Here is a 17,489-nt window from a genome sequence, read left to right on the forward strand (position 1 = left end):
AAATAGGTGTCACTCGCCAGAGGCGAGCGACCAATGTCATTAAGTTAAGGGATAATCATGTATTTATTTTTCTATTTTTGATCATTTTAGGCTTTTTCTTGGTTCTATATTGGTCTGTTTTTCTGACAAAAGACCTGTCTGGACGTACAGGTTCAATGTTTTGAATAAATACTTGTGTCAAATAATCTAAGACCTTTTGAGGATGCTGTCCCAAAAGTAAATCTGCTATTTTATCTCTCAATAAACTCACACAAGAACTAATATTGACTTGATACTCATATTTACGAAGCGGATATTTGGCTTTAACCTCTTTATTGACCTGTTCTCGAAGAAGAGCCTCCATATTAGCAATTAAAAGTGTAATGAAAAAATCTTGTTGAATAACTATTTCACTCAAACCTGAGAAATTCTCAATCCGTAAACTGTTTTTTAACACATCATATCTTGTTTCTATAGCCCAACGTTTAAAGTAGAGGGACATAAATACCGAGTTAGGGTATTTTATTTCGTCTAATAGTGAGGTAATTAAGATTTCAGTCTCACCTGATGATAGAGTTACTCGTACAAGTCTAACCCTAAGTTTAGTTTTGTAGCCATATAATTTACCCTTAATAGGTTCATTATCAGCTATCATTATATCTACCTGTTGAGTTTGAAGTCCTGATTTTACAAATACCTTCACTACATTATTCCAACCTACTTTGGCTCTCATGACAAAATCCACTCCTGTTTGCTGATGTTCAAAGATAAAATCGAATGAGGGATAACCTCTATCATATAAAATCAAATCATTATTGGATGCTTGAGTTAAATGAGATAGAGCCATTTCTCGTTCTCCTCTACCAAACTTTTCTAATAACCCATCAATGACCATTTCATTGAGAACATCATATAATATAGAAACTCTCGCTGCAATACGTAAAGTCTTATGTTGATTGGCATAAGTACCATATTGTTCCTCAAACACCTCTGTATGAGGAAGTTCTATAATACTTCCATCTACTGCTAATAGTCTTTTGCCTTCCCAAAGTTTTACTCGCTCATCATTATCAGTGTAAAATTCATGGGTAAAATGACGAAGCCCATCTCTAAAAAATGAAGGCTTTAATTTTTGACGACTTTGACAAAAGGCACTCGCTGTCAAACTTGCTTGTTCATCTTCAAGTGCCATCGAAACTAATTTCTCGTAAAAATGGGTTAGTTCAAGACTTATTTTCTTACGAAGTGCTTTAAGCATAAAAGTAACTAAACGTGGAAATGGTAATTTACGATTACGAGTAAAATCTGTCGGCTTTTCTTTGTAAATTGAAGGAACTTCTGTCAGCAATAAAAAGGCTCGAAGGCTCTCAATAATAACTAAATTAGACTTTTTTTCATTAGACAAAGTTCTACTTTTTCCTTAACTTAATGACATTGGCCGAGCGACTGCGGGGTTTTATTAAATTATATCTAATTCCAAAACATAATTTTCTAACGGCTTAACTGTCTTTAATCGGTTATATACTTTTTCAAAAACTTCTGGGAAATTTTTTTGATAGTTGTTTCGATTTTCCAATGGCATACTATTTAACTTCATGACAATTCCTCTGTTAAATTCACAAATTTCTTCGTATAATGGATTATTTGTTAGCTTTGCCAGTACCATTCTTCTTAGCAAAATTGCAACAATGTTTAAAAAATAGTCAGACGCATTACCACCCAAATATTCGACCTTACTATTAATTGTACTGTCCAAAAATTTTAAGTCTAAGGTTTCTTTAAGTTTAGGAATAAATTTTTCGTGATAGAATAATTTAAAAGTATTTTCCAAATTCTCGAAACCTTCTTTGGAAATTTTGAACATAGGTAATGCCTCATGTAATTCATCAATTGAATTAAAACAACTCAATGGACCCATTATAAATGTTTCTGGACCGTCTAAAACTTTTAATCTATCACTTTTATACTCTACATCAGGAACAGTATTGAAATCTAATAATGAAGCCATATCATCCCAATATTTTTCTATTTCTATGATTCTGACAGAGGCATTTAATGAAACTTTAAAATGGTCTGAGTGTTTTGAATATCTACTTAATCCCAAATGGAACTGCACATAGCCCCAATTAGTATAAGCATAAACATAATTCATCTTATCGTTAGGAAAATTTGTTATTTTTATTAAAACTTCTCCTAATTTTTTTTCTATTTGAACATCACTCATGATTAATACATATTAAAAAATTGTTAAATCTAAATCTGAAACTTTTACTGATAGTTTTTCAACAGAAGTAATAGTTAATTGCCCATTAGTATTGGGTATTGGTAACCCAGTAATTTCATTTATTAAGTTCATTCCAGTAGTATTGGTTACATTAGCATTACCTGTAGCCATTGCATTTTTTATTGCTGTTTGCCCACCTGGGTTATATGGCACATCATCCAAATATTTAATGTCAATATATTTACAATCAGTAGTGATATTACCTAATCCATCATCTATTATTTTCACGAATAACAAGTCGGGATCAAAATTTTGGTTAGCATAGCTTAATCTGTGTCCGTGGTCAGTGTCACACTGACCAACTGGCGACAGCAAAAACCCGAACAATAATTATTTGCTTGTCAATATTTTAAATAAACTTGTATAAATGAGACAAGAGGTGATAATTTTAAAATCTATCCAAATAATGTGTCAAGAAACCAAAATCATCAATACCTGTTTCATAAAATCGTGCTGATGACCAATAATAATTCTCAGGTCTATCCGCTAAATTCCACCGTTCGTGTAGCGGATTCATGTGTAAATATGCTAACTTTTGCTGGAAAATAAAACGGTCGTACATTTCAATTGCCAAAGGGTCTCGTTGCCAAAATTGATGGTCTCGCTCTTTTTTATTCACTTCAAATATGGCTAACACTGCTGGATGATTTGCCTTCAAATCTTTCAAAAATTCATGAGCAGTAAACTTCAAAAAACTTGAATGTGGTTTTTCTTTTCCATTCAGTTCTTTCATTTCCCATAAAATGTGAACATGATTTGGCATTATGACGAAACCATAAACGACGATTTTTTGCTTTTCAACAAGGTGTTTTAGGCTATCAATAATCACTTGTTTATATTTATCTTGGGCAAATAACCGCTTCCATTGTACAACCGTTGCCGTCCAAAAATATACTTCATTCAAAAACATTTGGGAATTACGGATTCCTTGCTGCGATGTATTTTGGTTACTCATTTATCTTATTGGTAATCAATCGTTTATGTTGTGGTTTTTGCTGTTGTCAGTTGGTCAGTTTGACAAAATAGTTTATGTTCTGGTTTTGCTGTCGCCAGATGTTCAGTGTGACAAAATTGTTTATGTTTTGGTTTTTGCTGTCGCCAGTTGGTCAGTGTGACACTGACCACGGGTAGAAGTCTTATAAAAATCAAAATCTTTTTCGATATTCCGAACTAAGCGAGTAGTCTGTATGTAATTTTGTTTCTCCATAATATTTCTTGCCGTTGTTTTTCTCGCCGTTGTTGTGTGTTTTCCACCAACAACTGGTGCGAAAGCAATCCAACAAACAATCTCAATTAATAAGTAATCATACATAAGACTATTTGTCTCATTATTGGTGGATAGCACCAACAATTAAAACCTCAATTCAACTATTTTTTCATGAAAATTATAAATTGCTTATTGTTGAAATTCTCTAAATATCGCAAAAAAACGCCAATTTTGTGTCATGAATAATCAAAATCAACAACTAAAAATCTGGGCGGGACTTATTACGCTTTATATTATTTGGGGTTCTACTTATCTCGGTATTCGGTTTGTCGTGGAGAGTTTTCCTCCTATGCTAATTTCTGGATTTCGTTTTTTCTTGGCGGGTTTTACCCTTTTAGTTTTCTCGATATTGACAAAAAAATATCAGAAACCAAGTCGTAAAATGATTGTTACGAACATTTTATCAGGATTCTTTTTACTTACACTTTCAAATGGATTTTTCACGATTGCTGCCAAATGGATGCCTTCAAGTTATTCTGCTTTATTCTCGGCATTGGGTCCTGTCATTTTAGTGATTTTACTTTGGATTTTTGAGGGAGAAAAACCACAAAAGAAGGTGGTTTTTGGAGCTTTTTTAGGAATTATTGGCGTTGGTATTTTGATGAGTTTAAAATCTTTAGCGATAGATGGTTACGAAAACTATTATGTAAAAGGAATTTTGACTCTTTTCGGGGCGGTGTTATTCTGGAATATCGGTGTTGTCATTACCAAAAAAGCGAATATAACAACCTATCACGCTGCTCAATTGGCAGGTACGCAAATGATTTTTGGAGGTTTAATTTCTTTAGGAATTAGTTTTATTATTGGCGATTTTGACAAATTAAATCTTCATCAAGTCACACCAAAAGCCGCTTGGGCATTTGTATATCTACTAACATTTGGCTCAATCATCGGCTTTTTAGTGTTTAGTTGGTTATCAAAAGTGGCTTCTCCGACGTTGGTCGCCACTTATACGTATGTCAATCCTTTAGTAGCTATGTTTTTAGGTTGGTTATTGGCGGGTGAAAAATTGCATCCTTTAATGATTGTATCAGGTGCAATTATTATTACGGCTGTTATTTTGATTACTTCGGTGAGTCGTAGGTCGTAGCCTTTTTAACCTCTCTCCTTTCAACGCAGGTAGGGTTTGAACCCTGCCTGCGTTAGACGGATAAATTCCTTAATAAGATAGATATGTTCAGCTATACGCCAATACAATTACGTAATATCAACTATATTTATTCTTGATAATTGCTTAAAAAAATCCATAAAATCTGTGTTACTTGTATCTGCGTCATCTGCGTGCTAAAACCATTATCAATCTATCGAAACGGTCTGCTTCCCTCCTTTCAATATTTCTGTTTTTCCATTCCAAACAAAACGCCCTTTTAGCTGTTGTGGTAAATTAATTTCTGCCGAAATTCCTGTTTTACCCTTACGCTTTAAATTCACTTTTATTTCTCCTTGTGGATGTGGCATTTTTCCTTCGGCATCATCCAAAATGCCCAAAGCAGGCTGAATAAGCACTTCTTCAAAAGCAGGGGCATCGGGCATGATACCGCAAATAGTCGCTAAAAAATCATAATTTGGTGAAGCCGACCAAGCGTGACAATCGGAACGAGTGGGTTCTTCTTTTTCTGCAAAAGTTGTCAAACCCATATTTATCATTTCCCTCCACGGTTGTAATGTGCCATGATAACGGTCTGCCATTCCCACTTTCTTGAGTGCTTGAGTCAAGTAAAATTTGAAATAAAAGGTAGCTTGAATGAGTGAATTATCATTGAGAATTTTATCCATCATTGCCTTTTCATTGGCTTTGGGAACGCTATTCGATAACAAAGCCATGATATTGGCGTGCTGACTAAATATCTTTTTTTCGGGCGTATCAGCAACTTCGCCTTTAGTCGCATCATAACATAATTCGTAGGTCGATTTTGAGATTAAATCGGCTAAAGTTCTATAATAAATTGCCTTTTCTTTTTGTCCATAAGTTTCAAAAATTGCCGCTGCCTGACGAAGTGTATAAGCATATTGAAATGATAAAATAGAAGAATTGCCCTTCGTTGCTCCACTCGGAACACCACCAATACCTGCCATTTCGTCCCACTGCCAAGGCTTTGCCCAATCTACAAAAGGCCACCAATTAACAGCCCCTAACATATTTTTCTGAGCATCAAATTTGCGTTCGTACCAAGCCAAAACCTTCTCCACATTCGGCAAAAGCGATTTTATAAATGTATCATCTTTGCGGTGCATCCAATAATCATAAGTCATTGATACCCAATACAATGAAAAAGGAGGAATTAATTGAGCTGTATTTGAGGGATACCGACTTTGGGTTAATCCTTCCGAAGTGGTAGAATTATCAAAATCCATCAAAGCCTTTCGCATCAAGCGGTCATCGCCCGAAACATACAAACTAATCAGCGACTGAATACGAGTATCGCCTGTGTATTGCAACTGCTCATAATACGGACAATCATAATAATTTTCACCTCCGCAAAGTCGAGCGGTTTGCCAGCCAACTTTCCAAATATTAGTCAAAGACTGGTCGTCTTTACTTGAAAACGACGCTTTTTCTTCAAAGGGATAACCTGTCTTTAAACCATAAAAAGAATTAATGATAAGCGGTTCGGTTTTTGTTTCAATTTCTAATTCAATATATCGGAAAGTTCTAATCCAAAGTGGTCTAAATGTTCTTTTTACGGCTCCATCTGGTCTAAAAATATCGGTATTTCCAATTATTTTCCGTCCCGAAATTTCATTTCGATTACCTTTTTGACGTTTGTCATCAATCAAAGCCTCTGCGTAAGTAAACTGAATAGAAGAGCCTTTCCCACCCGAAACCGTCATTTCAGGATAAGCCACCGTTTCAAAATTTTGGTCGAGCAAAATAGTCGTTTTTGTATTGGCTGGAATCGTTAATATTCCCGTTCCTTTCAACCATTTATCCGTCATATTGGCATCGGAAATATTGGAAAATCGGCGAATTTCTTTCATGGGCTGATAAATTTCCTCCATTTGCGGAATCGTTCTTGGTACTAAATACCAACCCGCTCCCGAACCTGAACCCGTGGCAAAACCCGATTCGAGCGACTTGGCATTTTCCCAAGTTTTATCATCATAATCGGTTTTCTCCCAACCAAAAGGATATTTTGAAGCATCCACCTCTTCACCACAACCAACCACGATGTACGTTTGCAATTTTGCACCATCAACAGGTAAAGCTTTGTACCCTTTATTTTGGGTTACTTTCCATGATTTATTGGTATTTACAATTTCCTCCGTACTCGAATTTCCCTGTAAAATAAAACCAGTTTTGTTACTCATTTGAGCAACGGGCATATAATCTCCAAAATTCCAAACAACGGCTGCAATCGTGTTTTTGCCTTGTTGTAAATATTGGGCAATATCGTAAGTCTCAAAATTCCAGTGCATTAAGTCGCTCCGAGCGGGCCCAGCTCCAATATAATTTCCATTTACAAAAACTCGATAACGGTTATCTCCCGAAACGTTGATAATAAATTGATTTGGTTTTTGGGCAAGTTCAAAGTTTTTACGGAAATGATAAACGCCAAAATCCTTTAAATTGACATTTTGAGGAGCAATCCAATCGGCTTTCCAACGACGATTTAATAAGTTGGGATTGGGTTGTTGAGCAGTAAGTTTTTGGGTTAAAAGAGCGAAAAATAGCAGGAAAAAGCAGTATTTATTCATCATGTTTTGAGATTAGGTAAAATCAATGCCCTAAAATAATCTTTATTCCGTGAATTTGTGTACTGATGATTCATGTTTTGAGTATTACAAAACCAACAAACCATAATCTCGTAAAGTATTGACAGATTTGCTGTACCAAAAAAGTTCAAAATCGTCTAAACCAAAAGTTTCAAAATGTTTTTTTACTTCTTGAAACGTATAAATTTTAGCATTCTTGGTAGAAATCAAGTTTAAAATTTCAACGAGCCAATCTCCATGAATTTTATTGACCTTGATTGAAAACGTTTCTTTTTTATCATGAAAACTCAAGGTAACAATTTCTCCTTTCTTGGTAGTCGAAATTTCAGTAGCAGGTTTTTTTCCCAGCCAAACGATTTTAGAACTTGGCTTTACCATAAAATCATCTTCTTCCGAAAGGGCATTTTCAATATAATTTTTCTGGATTTTAGTTCTTGGAATTTTAAATTCAAACCAATCCTGTAAAGGTGAATCAAAGCCAATTCCGTGCATATAATTAAGCAAAGATTTCTTTAAACCGTAGCTAAAAGTATCGTGTTCTGTGCCTTTTGGGTCGGTAAAAACAAGGTCGTTATTGGCAAAAGTTCCGACAGAATTACTATCTTTTTTCACCGAAAATTGTTCTGGATACATCCCAACGGGACTGTGTGCCGTCATGGCAAATTGATGCCAAAATCCCGATTGCAAAATGCCTAATTCAAACATTTGACGCACCATTTCCAACGAATCAACCGTTTCTTGGGCAGTTTGCGTTGGAAAACCATACATCAAATACGCATGAACCATAATGCCTGCTTCGGTAAAATGGCGAGTTACTTGGGCTACTTGGGCAACCGTTACGCCTTTCTGAATTAAGTCTAAAAGTCGGTCAGAAGCCACTTCCAAACCACCCGAAACCGCAATACAACCAGAAGCTTTCAACAACTGACACAAATCGTGGGTAAAACTCTTTTCAAAACGAATATTTGTCCACCAAGTAACCGATAATTTTCTACGAATAATCTCCAAAGCCAACGCTCGCATGAGGGCAGGCGGTGCGGCTTCGTCCACAAAATGAAAGCCATTTTCACCCGTTTGGGCAATCATTTCTTCCATTCTATCGCACAATAATTTGGCAGTTACAGGCTCATAAATTTTGATATAATCTAAAGAAATATCGCAAAATGTGCATTTTCCCCAATAGCAACCGTGTGCCATTGTGAGTTTATTCCAACGTCCATCGCTCCACATTCGGTGCATTGGATTGACAATTTCAATCACTGAAATATACCTATCCAACAATAAATCTGAATAATCTGGCGTACCTACTTCCGACTGTTTGTAATCTTTTGTAATGCTATTATTGATGTATTTTACAGCACCGTTAATTAAGGTAAAAGTGCGTTTCAGTTGAAACCCCACCCCCTGCCCCTCCCCAAAATGGAGGGGTGTTTCAATCGTTTTTAAGAGTTCTTCAATCGGAGCCTCGCCGTCGTCGAGTGTAATAAAATCGAAAAACTCAAAAACTCTTACGTCAGAAAGGGAACGTAATTCGGTATTTGGAAAACCTCCACCCATCGAAACTTTTACACTCGGATAATGCTTTTTAATCCATTGTCCAATCCGAAAAGCACTATATAAATTCCCTGGAAAAGGCACAGAAATCAACACTAATTTTGGCTGAATAACCACCATTTTTTCTACCAAAATCTTCATTAATAGATGGTCGATGTAGGTAAAATCCTGTTGTAAAGCACCATACAATTCATCAAAACTATTGGCAGAACGCCCCAAACGCTCCGCATAGCGACTAAATCCAAAATGAGCATCAACACATTCCATGATTAAATCAGAAAGGTCTTCCAAATAAAGCGTGGCTAAATGTTTGGCTTTATCTTGCATTCCCATTGAGCCAAAAGCCCAATCCAAATCTTCTTCCAATTGAGTAAAACGTGAGGCTTCGGGCAAGAAACTTTCTTGACAAATCACATGAGAAAGCGTTGGATTTTTGCCTTGTAAAAACAAAATAACTGCCTCAATTGAATGAATATAATCATCTTGAAGGGCTACAATTCGTTGGGAATTCTCGGATAAATCGGTGGAATTCTGCTCTATAAAAGCAAATAAATCCGTCAAACCCTGCTTAGAAAACAAGGCTAAAATGACCTCAATGCCCAAATCAGCGTGAAAACAGGAAATATTTTTAGTATTCAAAAAGCCCTTAATGTACGCCGTTGCTGGGTACGGCGTATTGAGTTGGGTAAACGGTGGCGTTATAGCGAAAACGGTCTTTTGCAATTTCTTAATTCTATTTATAAGCTTTTGTCAATTTGTTATTTTACCAAAGCTCTGATATTTTTCTCTTACATTTCAAATAATATATTGACATCAGATTTCAAAAAGTTTTGCCAAGGGATACCACTATTTCCAATTAATAAAACTTTGTCATGACGAACTTTCTTCTCAAATGCAATAATTCCTTTGGCACTTTGCGTCCTTCCACTTTTCACTTCGATACCAATCACTTTATTTGATTTTTTTAATACAAAATCAATTTCATCATTCCCTTCACGCCAATAAGTTACTTCTGTTCGTTGTAAGCGTTGCGACCTAATTAAATGAACACCCACCGCAGTTTCCACACAACGTCCCCAAATATCTGGATTTTGCTTAGATTGTTCAAAATTGTATGGATTATAAACAGAAGAGAACGCTGTATTTTGAACTTGCCATTTGGGAATAGACATTTTTTGTCTGGCTACATCAGGAGCGTACTTTTCAAGACCAGTCAATAAACCTGCTGAATCTAATAATTCCAAATAATGCGACAATGTGGTAGTATTTCCTGCATCTTGAAGTTGTCCCAATAATTTTGTCATTGATAATATTTGACCCGAATAACCACAACCTAATTCAAACAATCGTCTCAGCAGTGAGGGTTTATCAACCCTACTCATCATTAAAATATCCTTTGAAAGTGTTGTTTCTATTAAACTATGAAGAACATATTCTCGCCATCTTTCTTCATCATCAATCAACGAAGCAGCCCCTGGATAACCTCCAAAATAAACGAATTGTTCTACCGAAAAATCAAATGCTTCTTGCATTTCAGCAAAAGACCAATGCGTCATTTGGATAATTTCAAACCTTCCTGCTAAAGATTCACTCAATCCACGTTGCAATAATAGTCGGGCTGAGCCCAACAAAACCAATTTAATATTTTTATTTTCAATACTATCTTTATCCCATTCCATTTTGATAACTTCTGCCCAGTTATCAATTTTTTGAATTTCGTCAATAATCAAAATACACTCTTCTGCTCCGCTACTAAGCAACTGAAAACGAGCCGATTGCCACTGCTGACTAATCCAAACACTATTGGCAGAAGCCACTCCATCAGCCGCCACAAAAACCGTTGGCACTTCCAATTGAGCAATCAATTGTTTGACCATTGTAGTTTTCCCAACCTGTCGAGGTCCCATGATAACTTGGATAAATCGACGGTTATCCACCATTCTTTTTTGAAGAATTGATATTTCAGATTTTACGAACATAATATTTTACTCAATGTATTGAGTAAAATTACTAAATGTATTGAGTAAAAACAATTTCTCCTATAATTCTCAACTAAATCCGTTGAATCTGTACAATCTGTGGTCGAATTTTAGTTTGCGATAATTTGTAGATAATTCCAAAATAAAATCCCTATTTTTATATCAATAAATACCTCACCCTCAAACCATCTTGCCCATGAAAAAGTGGTTTTGGCTTCTGATTTTTCTTTTTGGTTTTGGTAAAATATATGCCAATTCTATCTTTATCCCGATGGATGAAAGACAGGCTAATCACCTCAAAGCCTACGGAATTGCTTATTGGATTTTGAAAGCTGACCAAGAGGTAAAATGGCTTGTCAATTATCAAGGTGGCAGTTTTTTAATGAATTTTACGGCTGAATTAGAAACGGAATGTCGAGTACGGGGCGTTACTTATGAGGTTATTTCTTCTGCCGATGAAGTGGCTTTGCTCAAATATATTGCTGACCCAAATCTCAATATGGATGCGATTAATTTGGTAAAATCTGCCAAAATTGCGGTGTATTCTCCCATCAAAATCAGCAAAGCGAGTTTTGAAGATACCGATGCCGTTTTATTGGTTCTCAAATATGCAGAAATCCCTTTTGATGTGGTTTATGACGAAGAAATCATGCGAGGCGATTTAGTAAAATATGATTGGCTTCACCTCCACCACGAAGATTTTACGGGACAATACGGCAAAAATCTTTGGCGTATTTCTCCCGAAGACATTAAGGCTCAGGAGAATATCGCCAAGAAATTCGGATTCAAGAAAAATTCAGATTTAAAGTTGGAAGTCGCCAAAGCTATCAAAGCTTTTTGTGCGGGTGGTGGGTATTTATTTGCGATGTGTTCGGGAGCAGAAACCATTGACGTAGCACTCGCCGCCGAAGGTATCGACATTGTTTCAAGCGAATTTGACGGGAATGGCATCGACAAAGAAGCTCAACAAAATTTAGATTTTAGCAAAACCTTAGCTTTCGGAGATTTTCTATTGGAATTAGGTAATGATTCGGGCGAAAGACGCATGAGGTCATTTTCAAATATTAATTCTTCCGTAGGAGGAAAAGGATTTGGCGGTTGGAGCGAAGACGAAAACGAAACCTATTTCAATTTATTTAATTTTTCTGCCAAATGGGATATTATTCCTGCATTATTAACCCAAAACCACGAATTTCAGATTCGGGAATTTATGGGACAAACTACGGCTTTTAACAAAAAAACCGTAAAACCCAATGTGTTGGTTATGGGCAGTAGCAAATCCTCAGACCGTTATATTTATGGGGAAGTCGGCAGAGGACAATTTGCGTTTTATGGCGGTCACGACCCAGAAGGTAGAAAAGGTTTTCACCGTACTCCTACCGATTTGAATATTCATCCTCATTCTCCAGGTTATCGTTTGATTTTAAACAACGTTCTGTTTCCTTCGGCTCGAAAAAAGAAACGAAAAACGTAGATTTCATTGATGGATAATTCCTGCTGACTTATGACCTAAAGATTTACACCCTATCTTTGTAAAAAAAAACAAATGACCAATCAAGAACGCATTGCCCAATTAAAAGCCTATAAACTCAAAGAAAAATTCTTAGTAGAGGACTTGGAAGATTATGAAGATGTGCCTCCTCCTACCCAAACAGTTATCAGAATGCGAAAAGAAGTTGACCGTTTTACGGACTTCTTAATAAAACGTTTGGAAAAAAACGTGGATAATATTCAAGAACAAACGCAACAGTTTTTTAAGGATTGGGACAATGAAGAATTTACCCAAGAAGAAACCGAATTTATTGTAGAAGTTGAATACGAAGCTATGCGAATGGCAGGAGTAAAAGCGGATGATTTATTAATTTAAGGTTGCACTAAGGTTAATAAGCTGAACTAAGATTTAAAGGATTCAAAATTTTATGATAAGGGAAATTGTAAAATTAAAAGTACCAACTATTCGCCGCTGAACTTCCCGAAAGTTTTAAACTTTCGGGAAGTTTGTCCAAGCCAAATATGGTACGTTATTTTTTACAATTTCCCTAAATTAAAAAAATTGAATCCTTTAATCTAACAAATCTTAGTTCAAAGACGAAATACCACATCCCTTACTTAAATCTCGGGTCAACAATCATTTCTTCCTGATTTTTCAAGAAACGAAATGAAAGCATGATTTCGTGAGAACCACTGTCGTATTGTCCTTTGGTTGTTGAAATATTATAAGCGTATCCAAAACGGATTTTTGGTGTAATTTGCACTTCGGTAAAAGCTAAAAATGCGTCTCCCAATCTTGTTTGTAAACTTACTTCGTTAAATTTTGCATTTGAAGTTCTGAGCGAACCTCCCAAAATAAACTTGTCGTTAAAACTTGCTTTCAAGTTATAGTCGAATGCTACTGGAGCATTTTCCACTACTTTTGCTAACACATTTGGCGATATTTTAATGGCTTTATTCAATCGGAAATCATACCCAAACATTCCAAATAAAAAGCGAGAATTCGCCGTACTATACGTTGCATTTGGATTTTCAACTAAACTCAAATTTGTTCTAATTATCTGAGGAACAGACAGTGCAACAAACCATTGCCCATTTGATAGATTTATGCCTGTTCCAACACTTGGCAATACTTTATTGATATTTTGACCAAAATTTGGGTCTTTGGGGTCAATTAATTGGACACTTGTTAAGTTTGCTCGATAATTGGTAATTCCTGCTTGAATGCCCATCGTCAAACTCAATTCATCGTTAAATTGAGCTTTGTAGCTATACATTCCATATCCACCCGTCGATTTTATAATTCCTGCAATGTCATTATACAATTGAAAACCCAAGTTCATTTTTTCGTTACTCAATGGTAAATCTACTACTACTGTTTGAGTTTGAGGGTCGCCTTCAAAATCTCCACCCATAAATTTTTTACGGTAAATTATTTTGGTAGTTGCTTCGTTGGTAGAAGAGGACATGGCGGGATTAATTGCCAATGGATTGAACAAATACTGAGAATACATGGCTTCTTGTTGAGCCTGTACTGTATAAATACTGAGAAATGCGACGATAGATAAATATAACTTCTTCATGTTGGCGGCTTGAAAAGAATGTAAAATTGGAGAATGGAGAAAATGGGTATTAGTGCAATAACTCACTATTAATCACTACATTACCAGATAAACTAATTTTTAAGGAATACTTACAAAAAAAGATTTGACAAACTATGATTCATTATTCATAATTTGTCAAATCATTACGGAATTATCTACTATTTGTCGGAAGACAAAATTAGACCACGGATAGAACAGATTTACACTGATTTTTCTTTAAATTTATCCGTGTAAATCCGTTGAATCAGTACAATCTGTGGGCTAATTTTATTCTGCGACAAATTGTAGATAGTTCCGAATCATTATTTCTACGAATCTTCAAATTGAAAGATTATTTCTTTGCACTTTTTGTCTTCATTACTGCATAAGGTACGCACAAAGCAGGTTTGCAACAGTCAACTGGTACAAATTCTGCTGGGCAACAACCACCCGCAGGACAAGTTCCTTCTAAGGTTGTGAATGTATAACTACCCACTGTGGTTACTGTCAAAGTTGTTCCAGTTTCACCGTTCATTGGTGTTCCATTTTTATACCATTGAATTCCAGTATAACCTGTTGGTACTGAAATTTCATAAGTATCTCCGCTACCAGTACACAATCCGATTGGCACATAGAAACAAGCAGAAGCGTTATCATCTTCTAAAATTGGATTCGATGGTTGTCCAGTCAGTAAGGTATTGGCAGGTTTTGAATCTACGTCCGTTTCATTACAAGTCCATACTTCGGCACGGTTAAAGAAAGTTCCTTCACCTTGAGCTTGTACGGTAATTACTAAATTGATAGTTTGTTGTCCAGAGATATTTCCAATCGTCCAGATACCCGTAGCATTGCTATAAGTACCTGTTGAGGTAGCATAGCTTTTGTATAAAACTCCCGCAGGCATATAATCTTTTACGCTTACACCTGTGGCAGTCGCTGTACTTTGATTGGTGATAGAGATTGTGTAAGTAATTAAATCTCCGACCGCTGCTTTTTTGATACTAACTGTTTTGATAAGTGATAAATCAACTTGAGCTGATGGAGGAGTTGCTCCATTTACCGTAAATACAACCCATGCTTTTGCACAAACATTATTTCCGTTACAAGCTTCATATTGAATTGAATCTTTTCCGATATATCCAGCCGTTGGCGTATAGGTAAATGCTCCGTTGGTTGATAATTGCAAACTTCCATGTAAAGGTGTTGGGAATGGTAAAATTTTCACAGTTAATCCCCCTGTTGGTGTGTCATTTGTCAATACATTACCCGAAACTGGCATTCCTACGTTCGTTGAATACGTGTCAGGATTCACCGCTGGAGCTGGGCCTGTAATTGTAAATACTGCCCATGCTTTGGCACAATTATTATTGGCATCACAAGCTTCATATTGAATAGAGTCTTTTCCTACATAACCTGTTGAAGGCGTGTAAGTAAATGTTCCATTGGTTGATAATTGCAAACTACCATGTAAAGGTGTCGGGAATGGTGAAATCTTAACAGTTAATCCACCTGGAGGAGTATCATTTGTAAGAACATTGCTCGTAATTGGTGTGTTGATTGGTGTTGTATAAGTATCTCTATTGACTGCCAAACTTGGTCCAGTCACGGTAAATACTAACCATGCTGTTCCACATACATTTGCAGCATTACAAGCTTCATATTGAACTGAGTCTTTTCCAACATAACCAGTGGTTGGCGTATAAGTATATGCTCCATTGGTTGATAATTGCAAACTTCCATGAAGTGGCGTTGGAAATGGAGAGATTTTAACGGTCAATGTCCCCGTTGGAGTGTCATTAGAAAGGACATTACCACTAACAGGCGTATTCATGGCAGTTGTTGCCAAATCTTTATTAACTGCTTGAACACAAAGCGTATTGAAACATACATTATTGTTTTCAAAAACACCCCCTGCTGGCACTGACGGATTGGTATAGTCGTAAGGGTCTGCTGAAGTTTGAATGATTTCATTCATACCCGTAATCGGGAAATCCGTTGCTACATCGTCGGTATGCCATTCAAAATTAACGCATCCATTAGTCTTAATAACATCAAACTCAATACAGGCAACCGTAATATAATCGACACCTACTTGTTTTGCTCCTGCGTTGCTACCCGAATAAAGTACATTCAACGACACAATTCCTTGAGTGCCATCGGTACTTACTTTTGAACCAGTTAGCGTTTGGGCTGTATAGTTGGCATCACTTGCGGGAGCAGCATTTGAAAAATTTTCTTGACTAATATTTTTAGGATTAATTACAACGGTTGGGTCATAATCAAATCTAAAATTGGCATCTCCTAACTTAAAAGTAGAGTTGGCATCGTGAGCTTTAACTTGAACTTGCAAGACTACCTTTTTAGCAACGCAATCATTGCTTTTCAGTTTGAGTCTTACATCAAATTTACCCACTGGTGTTGTTTGTGCAAAAGATGGTATTGCCCAAAGCAACACTATCAGACAAGTTAAAGTGGCGGCTAAAACTTTTCTCATGTTTGTATGTATTTAATTGTAATTAAGCTATATGCTTTTCTAATTTTAGGCTATCAGCAATATGCTTTGAGCTTCAATAATATTGTTTACGAAGGCAGATTTAATACTTTCCGAAAGGTTTTGAAACCCATTCGGAAAGTATTTTACTATTCATTTCTTAATAATTAACAGTCATAAATCGAGTAAAAGTTGCACCATCAGCACGTTTTACTGCGTAATAATAAGTACCTCTACCAATTGGACGGCTGTTATCAAATCCTTCTTGATTTGGTTTTCCATCCCAATCATTTTTATAATCGTCTGATTTATAAACCAATTTTCCGAAACGGTCATAAATCGAAACTCCCATATTTATTCCTTGTGGATTTTTGATTTCAAAAATGTCATTTACACCATCACCGTCTGGAGAAAATCCTTCTGGGATAAAGAAACTTTCATTATTAGAATTGGGTTTTGAATCTGCCGAGCAAGTCTCAGCCAAATTAAGTTTCAAACTTTCAAAAGCTCCTGTTGGATTTGTGTTATACAATTGATAATCAACCTCTCCACCTGCATTTTTTGAAAATTTCACTTCATTCATTCCCGTTGCTGGAAAACTCTTACCAACACCTTCATTCCAGTTAATTTCTAATGCTGATTTCAAATCAACGAGGTCGAAACTTATCGTTGATACAGTCATATATTCTGTACCGACATCCGTAGCATTTTCACCCGAACCACCATAAAAAGTATTCAAAGAAACAATACCTTCTTTCATTCGAGCAACACTTCCGTTCAAATTATGAGTACCATAATTTGGGTCTGAAGACTCACCTCTTGAAGAGAAAAAACCTTGTTTTTCGAGGGTTGGATTACTCAGAATTGAAGGATTGTATGTGAAGCGATAATTGGCATCACCCATTTTGAATTTTGATTTTTCGTCATGGGCTTTTACCTGTACATCCACCAAAAGTTTTTTGGCGGCACAGTCTAATTTATTCGTGGCGATTCTAACATCGAAGACACCACTTTGAGCTTTCAAGGTCTGAGAACCTATTAAGGAAAGCCCCAATATATAAAGAATTTTTTTGTTCATGTCCATTAATTTTTGTGCCTTCTGGCGGTTCGAGAACAAAGTTCATGGTCGGTATAAAGAAAGCAAATA

Annotated in this window: 14 protein-coding genes; 3 read left to right on the top strand and 11 right to left on the bottom strand. The window is 36.1% G+C overall.

Annotated features, from left to right (window positions below; genetic code table 11):
- Nucleotides 1–55: 55 nt before the first annotated feature.
- The 5 genes from VB796_RS01135 to VB796_RS01155 form a co-directional block, all read right to left on the bottom strand.
- Nucleotides 56–1,384, bottom strand: coding sequence for an IS4 family transposase (locus VB796_RS01135; RefSeq protein WP_323344668.1), 1,329 nt, complete (start codon nucleotides 1,382–1,384; stop codon nucleotides 56–58).
- A 54-nt stretch (nucleotides 1,385–1,438) separates the two neighbouring features.
- Complete coding sequence (locus tag VB796_RS01140) at nucleotides 1,439–2,203, bottom strand: hypothetical protein (protein WP_323344669.1); 765 nt, start codon at nucleotides 2,201–2,203, stop codon at nucleotides 1,439–1,441.
- A 12-nt stretch (nucleotides 2,204–2,215) separates the two neighbouring features.
- Nucleotides 2,216–2,491: a hypothetical protein gene (locus VB796_RS01145; protein ID WP_323344670.1), complete on the bottom strand. Its 276-nt coding sequence runs from the start codon at nucleotides 2,489–2,491 to the stop codon at nucleotides 2,216–2,218.
- Between the two features lie 160 nt (nucleotides 2,492–2,651).
- On the bottom strand, nucleotides 2,652–3,218 hold the full coding sequence (locus VB796_RS01150) for a transposase (protein ID WP_323344671.1): 567 nt from the start codon (nucleotides 3,216–3,218) through the stop codon (nucleotides 2,652–2,654).
- A 120-nt stretch (nucleotides 3,219–3,338) separates the two neighbouring features.
- Nucleotides 3,339–3,575 (bottom strand): hypothetical protein, encoded by a 237-nt coding sequence (locus VB796_RS01155; RefSeq protein WP_323344672.1) that lies wholly within the window; start codon nucleotides 3,573–3,575, stop codon nucleotides 3,339–3,341.
- Between the two features lie 133 nt (nucleotides 3,576–3,708).
- Here VB796_RS01155 and VB796_RS01160 point away from each other — a divergent pair, with 133 nt between their 5' ends.
- Entirely contained in the window at nucleotides 3,709–4,620 is a 912-nt protein-coding gene (locus tag VB796_RS01160) for a DMT family transporter (protein ID WP_323344673.1), read from the top strand.
- A gap of 206 nt (nucleotides 4,621–4,826) precedes the next feature.
- On the opposite strand, the gene VB796_RS01165 is transcribed toward VB796_RS01160, so the two are convergent.
- From VB796_RS01165 to VB796_RS01175, 3 genes are all read right to left on the bottom strand, one after another.
- Nucleotides 4,827–7,229, bottom strand: a complete 2,403-nt coding sequence (locus tag VB796_RS01165; protein WP_323344674.1) for an alpha-L-rhamnosidase N-terminal domain-containing protein — start codon at nucleotides 7,227–7,229, stop codon at nucleotides 4,827–4,829.
- Between the two features lie 81 nt (nucleotides 7,230–7,310).
- Nucleotides 7,311–9,521, bottom strand: a complete 2,211-nt coding sequence (locus VB796_RS01170) for a B12-binding domain-containing radical SAM protein (protein ID WP_323344675.1) — start codon at nucleotides 9,519–9,521, stop codon at nucleotides 7,311–7,313.
- Between the two features lie 65 nt (nucleotides 9,522–9,586).
- The gene (locus tag VB796_RS01175) at nucleotides 9,587–10,777 is read right to left on the bottom strand and encodes an ATP-binding protein (protein ID WP_323344676.1); all 1,191 of its coding nucleotides are present in this window, start codon (nucleotides 10,775–10,777) and stop codon (nucleotides 9,587–9,589) included.
- Between the two features lie 196 nt (nucleotides 10,778–10,973).
- On the opposite strand from VB796_RS01175, the gene VB796_RS01180 reads away from it, so the two are divergent.
- The gene (locus VB796_RS01180) at nucleotides 10,974–12,251 is read left to right on the top strand and encodes an asparagine synthetase B (RefSeq protein ID WP_323344677.1); all 1,278 of its coding nucleotides are present in this window, start codon (nucleotides 10,974–10,976) and stop codon (nucleotides 12,249–12,251) included.
- 72 nt (nucleotides 12,252–12,323) lie between these two features.
- Entirely contained in the window at nucleotides 12,324–12,644 is a 321-nt protein-coding gene (locus VB796_RS01185) for a hypothetical protein (RefSeq protein ID WP_323344678.1), read from the top strand.
- A gap of 238 nt (nucleotides 12,645–12,882) precedes the next feature.
- Here the strand turns inward: VB796_RS01185 and VB796_RS01190 are convergent, their stop codons facing one another.
- The 3 genes from VB796_RS01190 to VB796_RS01200 all read right to left on the bottom strand — a co-directional run bounded on the left by VB796_RS01190 (nucleotide 12,883) and on the right by VB796_RS01200 (nucleotide 17,420).
- A complete protein-coding gene (locus tag VB796_RS01190; RefSeq protein WP_323344679.1) occupies nucleotides 12,883–13,851 on the bottom strand; it encodes a type IX secretion system membrane protein PorP/SprF in 969 nt (322 codons plus the stop codon).
- Between the two features lie 352 nt (nucleotides 13,852–14,203).
- On the bottom strand, nucleotides 14,204–16,345 hold the full coding sequence (locus tag VB796_RS01195; RefSeq protein ID WP_323344680.1) for an Ig-like domain-containing protein: 2,142 nt from the start codon (nucleotides 16,343–16,345) through the stop codon (nucleotides 14,204–14,206).
- A 157-nt stretch (nucleotides 16,346–16,502) separates the two neighbouring features.
- Complete coding sequence (locus VB796_RS01200) at nucleotides 16,503–17,420, bottom strand: gliding motility-associated C-terminal domain-containing protein (protein WP_323344681.1); 918 nt, start codon at nucleotides 17,418–17,420, stop codon at nucleotides 16,503–16,505.
- Nucleotides 17,421–17,489: the final 69 nt, after the last annotated feature.

The organism is Arcicella sp. LKC2W, assembly GCF_034931005.1.
GTDB lineage: Bacteria > Bacteroidota > Bacteroidia > Cytophagales > Spirosomataceae > Arcicella.

What these genes read in the sequence shown, in the direction of transcription:
- VB796_RS01140 (WP_323344669.1), bottom strand. Translation starts at nt 2,203, where the DNA reads ATGAGTGATGTTCAAATAGAAAAAAAATTAGGAGAAGTTTTAATAAAA.
- VB796_RS01175 (WP_323344676.1), bottom strand. Translation starts at nt 10,777, where the DNA reads ATGTTCGTAAAATCTGAAATATCAATTCTTCAAAAAAGAATGGTGGAT.
- VB796_RS01165 (WP_323344674.1), bottom strand. Translation starts at nt 7,229, where the DNA reads ATGATGAATAAATACTGCTTTTTCCTGCTATTTTTCGCTCTTTTAACC.
- VB796_RS01190 (WP_323344679.1), bottom strand. Translation starts at nt 13,851, where the DNA reads ATGAAGAAGTTATATTTATCTATCGTCGCATTTCTCAGTATTTATACA.
- VB796_RS01195 (WP_323344680.1), bottom strand. Translation starts at nt 16,345, where the DNA reads ATGAGAAAAGTTTTAGCCGCCACTTTAACTTGTCTGATAGTGTTGCTT.
- VB796_RS01200 (WP_323344681.1), bottom strand. Translation starts at nt 17,420, where the DNA reads ATGAACAAAAAAATTCTTTATATATTGGGGCTTTCCTTAATAGGTTCT.
- VB796_RS01180 (WP_323344677.1), top strand. Translation starts at nt 10,974, where the DNA reads ATGAAAAAGTGGTTTTGGCTTCTGATTTTTCTTTTTGGTTTTGGTAAA.
- VB796_RS01150 (WP_323344671.1), bottom strand. Translation starts at nt 3,218, where the DNA reads ATGAGTAACCAAAATACATCGCAGCAAGGAATCCGTAATTCCCAAATG.
- VB796_RS01185 (WP_323344678.1), top strand. Translation starts at nt 12,324, where the DNA reads ATGACCAATCAAGAACGCATTGCCCAATTAAAAGCCTATAAACTCAAA.
- VB796_RS01155 (WP_323344672.1), bottom strand. Translation starts at nt 3,575, where the DNA reads ATGTATGATTACTTATTAATTGAGATTGTTTGTTGGATTGCTTTCGCA.
- VB796_RS01160 (WP_323344673.1), top strand. Translation starts at nt 3,709, where the DNA reads ATGAATAATCAAAATCAACAACTAAAAATCTGGGCGGGACTTATTACG.